General features: G+C 58.6%; 9 protein-coding genes and 2 pseudogenes. 4 read left to right on the forward strand and 7 right to left on the reverse strand.

Annotation, left to right across the window (positions count from 1 at the left end; all coding sequences use genetic code 11):
• The coding region (locus AB4043_RS06185; protein ID WP_442306681.1) for an ArsR/SmtB family transcription factor at nucleotides 1–388 on the reverse strand (388 nt) is incomplete at its 3' end.
• A 78-nt stretch (nucleotides 389–466) separates the two neighbouring features.
• Between AB4043_RS06185 and AB4043_RS06190 the strand changes: the two genes are divergently transcribed.
• From AB4043_RS06190 to AB4043_RS06205, 4 genes are all read left to right on the forward strand, one after another.
• Complete coding sequence (locus AB4043_RS06190) at nucleotides 467–1,279, forward strand: arsenite methyltransferase (protein WP_442300982.1); 813 nt, start codon at nucleotides 467–469, stop codon at nucleotides 1,277–1,279.
• Nucleotides 1,276–1,740: an arsenate reductase ArsC gene (locus AB4043_RS06195; RefSeq protein ID WP_442300983.1), complete on the forward strand. Its 465-nt coding sequence runs from the start codon at nucleotides 1,276–1,278 to the stop codon at nucleotides 1,738–1,740. Before AB4043_RS06190 ends, AB4043_RS06195 begins: the two co-directional genes overlap by 4 nt.
• A complete protein-coding gene (locus AB4043_RS06200; RefSeq protein ID WP_442300984.1) occupies nucleotides 1,737–2,447 on the forward strand; it encodes an aquaporin in 711 nt (236 codons plus the stop codon). The genes AB4043_RS06195 and AB4043_RS06200 overlap by 4 nt, the downstream gene beginning before the upstream one ends.
• Nucleotides 2,448–2,565: 118 nt before the next feature.
• On the forward strand, nucleotides 2,566–4,179 hold the full coding sequence (locus AB4043_RS06205) for a VWA domain-containing protein (protein WP_442306682.1): 1,614 nt from the start codon (nucleotides 2,566–2,568) through the stop codon (nucleotides 4,177–4,179).
• Between the two features lie 111 nt (nucleotides 4,180–4,290).
• On the opposite strand, the gene AB4043_RS06210 is transcribed toward AB4043_RS06205, so the two are convergent.
• The 6 genes and pseudogenes from AB4043_RS06210 to AB4043_RS06235 form a co-directional block, all read right to left on the reverse strand.
• On the reverse strand, nucleotides 4,291–6,846 hold the full coding sequence (locus AB4043_RS06210) for a M1 family aminopeptidase (RefSeq protein WP_442300986.1): 2,556 nt from the start codon (nucleotides 6,844–6,846) through the stop codon (nucleotides 4,291–4,293).
• A gap of 357 nt (nucleotides 6,847–7,203) precedes the next feature.
• The gene (locus AB4043_RS06215) at nucleotides 7,204–7,524 is read right to left on the reverse strand and encodes a GIY-YIG nuclease family protein (RefSeq protein WP_442300987.1); all 321 of its coding nucleotides are present in this window, start codon (nucleotides 7,522–7,524) and stop codon (nucleotides 7,204–7,206) included.
• 217 nt (nucleotides 7,525–7,741) lie between these two features.
• Nucleotides 7,742–8,203, reverse strand: a complete 462-nt coding sequence (locus AB4043_RS06220) for a glucokinase (RefSeq protein ID WP_442306683.1) — start codon at nucleotides 8,201–8,203, stop codon at nucleotides 7,742–7,744.
• 100 nt (nucleotides 8,204–8,303) lie between these two features.
• Nucleotides 8,304–8,450: pseudogene (locus tag AB4043_RS06225) on the reverse strand (glucokinase); the annotation flags it as partial.
• Nucleotides 8,447–9,229, reverse strand: a complete 783-nt coding sequence (gene pgl / locus AB4043_RS06230) for a 6-phosphogluconolactonase (RefSeq protein WP_442300989.1) — start codon at nucleotides 9,227–9,229, stop codon at nucleotides 8,447–8,449. The gene pgl and the pseudogene AB4043_RS06225, both read right to left, overlap by 4 nt.
• Before the next feature lie 135 nt (nucleotides 9,230–9,364).
• Nucleotides 9,365–9,690: pseudogene (locus AB4043_RS06235) on the reverse strand (glucose-6-phosphate dehydrogenase); the annotation flags it as partial.

Raw genomic sequence — 9,690 nt, forward strand, 5'->3', positions numbered from 1 at the left:
TTCGCGCCGGCATCGGCGCACCTTCCAGCGTGACAAACTTCTGCGGAGAGCAACAGGCCATCTCCAGATGCCGCAGGTCCGCCTGCATCTTCCTGTCATCTTCCAGCGCCCGCAAGGCCGCACTCAGCGCCTTCCGAAGATCCTTCTCCTCAGGCCACGCGATGCTGTAGTGCACCCACTTGCCCTCTTTGCGAGTCGCCACCATGCCCGCGCTTCGCAGATACGCCAGATGCCGCGAGATCTTCGGCTGCGGCTCTTTCAGAATCTCCACGAAGTAGCAGACGCAGACCTCCCGCCCATTCAAAAGATTGAGGATACGCAGGCGCGTCGGGTCAGAGAGCGCGGTAAAGATCTGCGCCAGTTGCTCCGTTCTCCCTTTCGTCGCCATGCGAAATTCATTATATCCGTCTTGACAGATATGCCCTCACCAGATACATCTGCTTAAGCAGATATGTCAGGAGGATCTATGGATACCATCTCTGCCGTGAAGGACAAATACGGCGCTCTGGCGCTCGCCGTCAAGCAAAACGAACCCGCGTGCTGCGACCCGCTGATGCAGTGCTGTGACCCCATCACCCGCAATCTGTACACGGCAGATCAGCACGGCGTTCTGCCTGAGAAAGCTGTGCTGGCCTCTCTTGGCTGCGGGAATCCTACGGCACTGATCGATCTCAAGCCGGGTGAGACTGTCCTTGATCTCGGGTCTGGCGGAGGCATCGATGTATTGCTCTCAGCGCAACGCGTCGGCCCTACCGGCAAAGCCTACGGCCTCGACATGACCGACGAGATGCTGGAGTTGGCGCGCGAGAATCAGCAGAAGGCAGGCGTCACCAATGTCGAATTCCTGAAGGGCAATATCGAAGCGATTCCCCTTCCAGACGCAGGTGTAGACGTCATCATCTCCAATTGCGTGATCAATCTCTCCAGCGATAAGGACCGCGTATTGCGGGAAGCCTTCCGTGTCCTCAAACCTGGTGGCCGCTTTGCCGTCAGCGACGTTGTTGTTCGTGGACAGGTACCGGACGAGATCCGGCAGAGCATGCTGCTCTGGGTAGGCTGCATTGCCGGAGCCCTGGAAGAGCGGGAGTATCGCGGGAAACTCGCTGCCGCAGGCTTCACCGGTATCGACCTCGAAATCACACGCGTCTATTGCATCGAAGACGCCCGTCACTTCCTCACCGAAGCCGGTGTCGATGTGGACTCCATCGCCTCGCAGGTGGAAGACAGGTTTGTCAGCGCCTTCGTGCGTGCCACCAAACCAACGGAAGCTCTCGCATGATGAATGTTCTTTTCCTGTGCACCGGAAACTCAGCCCGATCCATCCTTGCCGAAGCCTTGTTAAACCATCGTGGAGCCGGCCGTTTCCGCGCCTTCAGCGCCGGCAGCCAGCCGGCCGGCCTGGTGCGCGAAGGCGCATTGCGCCAGCTCCAGAGTGAAGGAATCTCAACCAAAGGCTTGCACAGCAAGAGCTGGGACGAGTTCGCACAGCCCGGTGGGCCGCAGATGGATATCATCCTCACCGTCTGCGACAACGCTGCGGCGGAGCCCTGTCCCTTCTGGCCCGGCCATCCCGCAACCGCGCACTGGGGCCTGCCCGATCCCGCAGCAGCAGAAGGCAACGAAGAGGCGATCGCTCATGCCTATGCGGAAGCCTTCGCCACACTCGATCGGCGCATCCACCGTCTGCTCGATCTGAAGACCATTACGCCCGAAGCTTTATCCGAAGCAGGTTCTTTGTGAGCTCAACTCTCGGCCGCCGCGCCGTCTCAGAATTCCTCAGTACCGCTCTTCTGCTGGCCGTCGTCGTTGGCTCCGGCATCATGGGTCAGCGGTTGACTCAGGGCAATGAGGCAATAGCACTACTCGTCAACTCGCTGGCTACAGGCGCAGGTCTGGTTGCACTGATCCTCACCTTTGGCGATCTTTCGTCTCACATGAATCCGGTCGTCACCATGGCAGCGGTCCTCGATCGCTCACTGCCACGCGGACACGCCGTCCTCTACGTACTTGCACAGATCGGAGGCGCCTGCTGCGGCGTAGTTCTGGCGCATGCCATCTTCGGTGTGCCTCTGCTGCAGCATGGAACCCATATCCGCAGTGGACCGGCCTTGCTGCTCTCGGAGTTCGTAGCCACCTTCGGTCTTCTGATGGTCGTGCTCAGCTGCTCTCGTGTACGTCCGGCAGCAACTCCCTATGCCGTCGGCGCATACATCACTGCCGCGTACTGGTTCACCTCATCGACCTCCTTTGCGAACCCCGCAGTAACCGTTGCCCGATGCCTGACCGACACCTTCGCCGCAATTCGCCCGGCCGACGTTCTTCCCTTCATCGTTGCTCAGATGGTGGGAGCGGTGGCAGCTCTGGGCGTGCAGCAGTGGCTTTTTCAACCGTCACCGGTATCCGTCACTCCTTCCCAAGAAGAAGAGTTCGTGGTTTCAAACACCTAGCCAACAATTCGTCGCCTTCTCTTGTCCCGACCGCAACCTCTGCCCAGCTTTCGTGTCATCTTCAGGATGCCGCCGTTCCCCTGGCGGCACTCGGCAACACACGACAGAGGTGACACCGATGCGACCGATGCTTTGGGCTGCTGTTCTTGCAACAGCAGCGACGATCTCCGCGGGGCAGGAGCCCTCCGGTACCAACACGCAATCCACTCAGGAACAGACTCCATCCACGCAACAACCGGCGCCCCAGCCTTCTGCCGCTGGGCAATCGCCGTCTTCGCAGCAAGGTCCGGTCACTGCCCAGCAGCAGAACGGCGCCTACACGATTCAGCGCAATGCGCGTCTGGTGATCCTTGATGCCGTAGTCGTCGATAGCAAGGGCAATCCCATTCCAGGCCTGAAGAAGGAAGACTTTTCTGTCTCCGAGATGGGCGAACCGCAGACGGTTCTGAATTTCGAGCAGGCAGGCGCGACCATTCCGCCGCCCTCTGTCACCATTAACTCGACCGGTGAGCTTGATAAGCTGACGCCGCGCGCGCCTGTAAACATCATCGTTCTCGACGAGTTCAATACGCGCTTTGAAGACATGGCCTTCGCGCGCTACTCGCTGAAAAAGTTCATGGAGAAGCAGCCGGACAAGCTCGAGGTTCCGACCATGCTGCTGGCCGTAGACCTGCAGCACTTCACCGTACTGAAGGACTACACCCAGGACAAGCAGGCTATCCTGCAGTCCCTGGACAAACACTTTGTCGCGTATCCATGGCAGACACATAACTATTCCTGGATCGGCGAACGTTACGCTACCGCCTTCATCACCCTGCGCCGCGTTGCGCAAGCCACCACTGGTCACTTCGGCCACAAGAATATGATCTGGGTCGGCCGTGGCTTCCCGCCCTTCAACTTCGTCAATGCCCCGGTCGATCAGCAGCACCGCGTCGATAACGCGATCCAGGACGCGGTCAACACACTGCGTGACGCGCGCATCACGCTCTACACGATCGATCCGGCAGGTGTGATGGCGGATCCCGGCAAGTATGGCAGCGCCGCCGCGTTCAACGATCCGCTGGGCGGCAACTACCAGTTCTCCGCTCTGGCAAAGGCAACTGGTGGGGCCGCGCTCTATGGCCGCAATGATGTCGACACCGAGATTGGAACTGCCATCAAAGACGGCGCGACCTTTTATACCCTCACCTACCGGCCGACTGACACCTCGCGTGACATGCAGAAGTTCCGCAAGATCGTGGTCACCGTGAATCGTCCAGGAGCAAAGGTTCTTACCCGCGAAGGCTACTATCTCTCCTACGGTCCGGGCCGCGTGGATCCTACGAATCCCTCTCGGCGCCTGGTCTCAGACCTGGTGGCCGCAGAAAACAGTCAGATGGTTTACGACGGCATTCCTGTAACACTGGAAAAAGATTCGACTGAGGCAAACACGTACCTGCTACACGTGGATGCACGCGGTGTCGCCTGGAGCTATGCCACCGATACAGAGCCGCGGCGCGCTGAACTCATCCTGATGTGCACGCAGTTCGACAAGAAAGGCAAAGAGATCGACCGTGACGCTCGCAGCATGAAGATCTCAGCCGGAAGCGATGCTCCCCCCACCGGTCCGCTGGTGCGTCCACTCAACCTGCGTTACCACATGAAACGCAACGACAAAGCTGTGCGCGTCCGCTTCACATTGCGTATGGCCGCGACAGGACGTATTGGAACCGCTGATGCAGAGCTCAACTAGTTGAATAGTGGAATGGTTGAATAGTGGAATAGGTAGGGTTGCTAAAACAGTTGAGCTAGCCCCAGACACCATTCAACTATTCAACAAATCAACCATTGAACTATTCAACTATTAGTTCCTTCCCAGCCACCGTGCCAACTCGCCCTGCTGACTCTTTCTCAGGGCGATGCAGGCGTCGATCGACTCCAGCGATTTCTTCAGCGTGCGCTCGGAGGCATCGACCTTGTGTTCCGCAAAAAAGCGGTCTACCTGGATGCGCTCATCCTGCGTGCAGAAGCTTCCTACTGCCGACACGATGCGTGCACCGGAGCTTTCTGTAAGCGTCGCCTGCACCTGCTTCCAGTTCTCCTGAATGAAAGCCCACGTCTGTGCATGCGTCTCAGGACGCGAGAGCAGAATCGCCAATAGCACCCAGCTATCCTGCGTCCGCACCTCGCCGGAGATGGCGTACTTCAGCGTCGCCTCCACCAGCGCCGGATTAGTGAACCGAGCCAGCGTATGCAGGAAGTTGGTCTTCAGACCAGGATCTTTCACGATCTGCGAGGCCTTCCGTATCTTCTCGTAAAGCGATGGATCTCCGTTACGCGCTGCGATGGCCAGTGCGGTACCGGTCATCGCCGGATCGATCGAGAGCTTGCCACGGAAGAGCTGATCCATGAAGCCGTTCGCCTCGGCGATGATCGCTTTGTCACCTGCAAAGCCCAGCAGACCAAAGAGCGTAGCCCGCAGGCTCTGTTTCTCAAAGCTGTCGTGCTTCGATGGCTTCCCCAGCGCATCGTAGACCGGACGGTACTGCATGCAGATCCAGTCCTGCAGCCGTGCGCGGTCCTCGTCCGAGACGATGCGGGCATCCACACCCAAAAGGCCGCCGGCTGCCGTCTCCAGAACCGCCGCGCTGTCGTCTTTCTTCACCATGCGCAGCAGGTTCAGGTAATCACTCACCTGGATCAGCCCTGCACGCATCAAAGCCTCACGCTCTCCCAGAAACAACATCCGCTCTGCCGGAGAGAAGCGTGTCTCCATCAACTGCAGGATGGTGCTGTACTGCTGCTGCGAATAGGTCGCGCGATAGTAGCCGGTCGCTCCGGAGTTCGCGAAAAAGAACGGCTCCGGGATCGTCGTACTCGCGCCATCCGGCTCCATCACGCGGCAGAGATCGGCGGCGACACCCTTGAGGCACGTCGGTACGTCCCAACCCTGCGTCTGCTCTGTCTGCGACGCACGCATTGTCAGCGGTGAGAGATAGAAGCGGCTCTGCGATGCGTCCATTGCCTTGTCGGTAAAACGCAGTAGTGGCACGCCGCGCTGGCTGATGAAGCTCTCCATGATGCGATCAACCGGCTGATGACTCACCTCGGTCTGTGCTGTCCAGAAGTCCTCGGCAGTGGCATTGCCATAGAGATGCGCTGCGAGATAACGATGGACTCCCTGGCGGAAGACCTCGGGGCCGACGTAGTGCTCCACCATGGCAAGCACAGCGCCCGCCTTGCCATAGGCGATGCCATCGAACATCTCGTTGATCTCATCAGGCGTATTCGCTGTGGCGCGGATAGGCCGGGTCGCGGAGTCTGAATCGTAGTTGAGCGTTTCGTTGAGCTCGGCCGCGCGCTCCTGCTGCATGTTCCACTCCGGATGCCATGCAGCCAGAGGCTTCTTCTCCATCCACGTGGCGAAGCCTTCGTTCAGCCACAAATTGTCCCACCACTGCATGGTTACCATGTCGCCGAACCACTGATGCGCCATCTCGTGTGCTACCACCTCGGCGACATTCTTCTTCGCCGGGACCGATCCGTTCTTGATGTCAACCAACAGATCGGTCTCACGGTAGGTGATGCAGCCGAAGTTCTCCATGGCGCCTGCCTCGAAGTCCGGCAGAGCGATCATGTCGAGCTTTGGCATCGGATACGGAATACCGAAATACTGGTTGTAGTAGTGCAGGATGTATTGAGCCGCATCCACCGCATACTTCGTGTACTTCACCTTGTCAGGCGTGGAGCAGGCGCGGATGGGCACGCCATCCGCCTTCCCGGTAGAGCAGGCAAACTCGCCAACCAGAAACGCCACCAGGTACGTGGACATTTTTGGCGTCGTCGCAAACTTCACGCGATGCTTCTCGCTGCCGAACGGAGTATCGCTGACGATCTGTGTATTCGAGATCGCAGTATCGCCCTCGTCGAGCACCAGCTCAATATCGAAAGTCGCCTTCATCGCCGGCTCGTCGAAGCTGGGAAAGGCACGCCGCGCATCGGTCGGCTCAAACTGGGTCACGCCATAGCTGCGTTGCTGGGTCTTCGAAAGATAAAAGCCACGAAGCTTATCGTTGAGGATGCCCGTATACCGGATCTGCAACGTAACCGGCCCGGCGGGCAGGGCATGCTCGAAGGTAAACGTCGCCTGTTCTTTCGCGTCGTCCAGCGACACCCCGGCAACCTGCCCGGCAGCGCGTACGGACGTAAACGTGATCTCCGCAGCATTCAGCGTGATCTCTGTCGCGGGAGCATCCAGCGTGAGATCGATGCTCTCCTCGCCCCCAAAGGTCGCTGCCTTCAGGTCAGGCGTGATGGTCAACCCGTAATGCGTTGGACGGGCATTCGACGGGAGACGCTGAGCCTGTGCAGAGGTGATGAAAGAAAGTGCTGCAACAAAGAGGGAAAGCCAAAATCGCATCTGTTAAATGAAATGACGATACTAAAGATCGGCAGGTTTCGCTCGCCTATTAGTCTGGAATGGCTTTTTTGTCGGGTTTTGGCGTTTTGGGGAAGGTATTTCATTTGGGGCCAGCTTTTGGGTAGAGAAGCAGATTTCTCCGCTACGCTGCGAAATGACAAAAAAGGATTGTAGTTGGCTTGCCCGAGAAAGCTTGGGTAGAGAAGCAGATCCCTACGGGATGACAAACAAAAAAGGCGTCTTGGCCAATTCGGCGACGGATACCTCCGCGATCAAAACAGCCCATAATTTTGTCATTTCGCAGCGTAGCGGAGAAATCTGCTTCTCTACCAAACCCCTATCCGGAGCATAGGGCGTTTACATAATCCGTTCCCCTTTGTAATTCCTATAAAACGCCTCCGACAGGTCCTCCCAAGCAGGATTGTCCTGCTCAATCAGCTCAACCTTCCTCTGACGGCTCCAGGTTTTGAGTTCCTTCTCCCGCGCGATCGCGTTAAGTACGTACTGGTGCCGCTCGTAGTAAACAAGCCGGTAGACGTTATATCGGCTTGTAAAGGATCTAGGCTGTTTCATGGCATGCTGCCGCTGCCGGCGAACGATGCCATTCGTCATGCCGATGTACAGGGTGCGGGAACGGCTCGCGAGGATATAGACATAGAAGACGTACTCGCGCGCCATGGGTTCCTATTCTAGAGCGTCGCGTTGTTTAGCAAGAAGCAGATCCCTACGGGATGACAAACAAAACGTGCCGGACCATTTCAACAGTCAGGGCACCTCTAGCAATCAAACAGCCCATAATTTTGTCATTTCGCAGCAAAGCGGAGAAATCCGATGTTCTGCCCGAACTTTAAAGGAAAAAACGGATCCCCATCGGGGATCCGCCATTCAGTAGCCGCTACTGATGCCGCGAAGCAGCCCGCTCGCTCATTCCGGAGAACTCCGCCGCCCGCGATTCCGCGTAGGCCGCTGCTCCCAGGAGCGCACAGCTCTGATCCAGAATCACGCGCACCGTGATCGTCTCGAGCAGGGGCGAGAGCCGTCCCTTGTCCAAAAACGCCTTCCGGAACGTACCGTTCTGCAGGGTCTTCAGCAGCTTGGGCGACATGCCTCCCCCCAGGTACACACCGCCGCGCGCCAGAACCTTCAGCGCGATATTGCCTGCCTCCGCACCGTAGACACCCGCGAACAGGTTCAAGGTTTCCGCGCAGAGCTCGCTCGAACCATCTTCGCCGCAGGTTGCGATTACGAAGTTTGGATCTTCCTTCGCCATGCGGTCCTTTAGCCACTGAGGCTCTTCCATCTTCTTTACGTCGCGGAAGAACTGATAAACGTTGATCAGTCCCAGCCCTGAGATCACGCGCTCGTAGCTGACGCGGCCGTTCAGCTTCTTTGTCAGATGCTGCAGCAGCGCCGAAGCACGCTGCGGTGATGCCGTGCGTGTCGCCCGTGTTGTCCTGGGCGATGAAGGCCTTCACGACATCCTCGACCGAGGTGAAGTCGCGCGAGGCGAACTTGTGCTCGCGCAGCATGTGCAGGCGCCCGCCCGTAAAGTCAAAAAGTGCTAAGTGTACTTTGGTACCGCCGACGTCGCCTGCAAGAATCATCCAACCCACTCCATGGTGCCGCCATGCGGCGAGGGCAGTTTGGCTGCCGCGGCCGTATCCAGCAAGAAGAGCAGCTTACCATTTGCGGGCCGAATCAATTGCGAGGGCAGCGTTTCCGGATCCTTCGGACCGGTCAGCACACGTGCCAGGACCTCGGTCTTGGCGGCACCCTCGATCAGGAAAACCACCTCGCGAGCGGCGATGATCACCGGCCACGAGAGCGTGATGCGCCACGTGTCCTTTTGCGGCACATGGTTAGCGAAGGCAATACGGCTCAGCTCATCGATACCTGCCGTATGCGGGAACAACGATGCGGTGTGGCCATCGTCGCCCATGCCGAGCTGAACCAGGTCGAAGACCGGAGTCTCCGCTCCCTCCAGCTTGAAGGTATTGCGGATCAGGGCCTCGTAACGGGAAGACGCCTCATGAGGTTCGAGCTCGCCTTCCATCCGGTAGACCTGAGAAGCCGGCAGCGGGACCTTATCCAGCAGCAACTCCTTGGTCACACCATAGTTGGACTCAGGATCCGACGGTGGCACGCAGCGTTCATCCACCCAGTACAGATGGAGCTTGTCCCAGGGAAGATCGCTTAGAAATGGCTCCTGCGAGAGCAGGGCGAACATGCGTTTCGGAGTCGATCCGCCGGAGATAGCGACACGCGCCATTCCGCGTGCCGCTACCGCCTGCCTAACTGTTGTGGCGAAGTGCTCCGCCGCCTTCTTTGCCACAGCCGCCGCATCCGGCGAGACATCCAACGTTACCAGGGTCGTACGAGCCATTCAGTTCCTTCTACTCAGTGGTTGGAGCATTTTTCCTGTTGCTGGGTATCCCGGGAGGAGTGTGCAGCGGCGTTTTCATTGCGGAAAACGCCCATAGATGCACAAGCCCTGCACTACACCTGCAGGAAAAATGCTCTAGCAGCTCTTCCAGCAGCGGCCGTCGCGCGCCAGCAGGTCGTCCGAGGCTTCGGGGCCCCAGCTGCCCGCATCATAGTTCGGGAAGTCGGAGACCGGAGTCTCGGCCCACTTCTCGAGCAGAGGAGTGAACAGCGCCCAGGTCGCCTCCACGCCGTCGCGGTGCGCAAACAGCGTCGCATCGCCCAGCATGGCGTCCAGCAGCAGACGCTCGTAGCCGTTGGCCGTGGACTTGCCGAAGGCATCGGCGTACTTGAAGTTCATGGTCACAGGAGCGATGTTGGTCGTCGGTCCCGGAACCTTGGCGCCGAAACGCAGGCTGATAC

It is taken from the genome of Terriglobus sp. YAF25 (assembly GCF_052113305.1).
Classification (GTDB): Bacteria; Acidobacteriota; Terriglobia; order Terriglobales; family Acidobacteriaceae; genus Terriglobus.

Excerpts from the sequence above, each read along its gene's own strand:
- pgl (WP_442300989.1), bottom strand. The coding sequence starts at position 9,229 with ATGGCTCGTACGACCCTGGTAACGTTGGATGTCTCGCCGGATGCGGCG.
- AB4043_RS06205 (WP_442306682.1), top strand. The coding sequence starts at position 2,566 with ATGCGACCGATGCTTTGGGCTGCTGTTCTTGCAACAGCAGCGACGATC.
- AB4043_RS06210 (WP_442300986.1), bottom strand. The coding sequence starts at position 6,846 with ATGCGATTTTGGCTTTCCCTCTTTGTTGCAGCACTTTCTTTCATCACC.
- AB4043_RS06195 (WP_442300983.1), top strand. The coding sequence starts at position 1,276 with ATGATGAATGTTCTTTTCCTGTGCACCGGAAACTCAGCCCGATCCATC.
- AB4043_RS06190 (WP_442300982.1), top strand. The coding sequence starts at position 467 with ATGGATACCATCTCTGCCGTGAAGGACAAATACGGCGCTCTGGCGCTC.
- AB4043_RS06215 (WP_442300987.1), bottom strand. The coding sequence starts at position 7,524 with ATGGCGCGCGAGTACGTCTTCTATGTCTATATCCTCGCGAGCCGTTCC.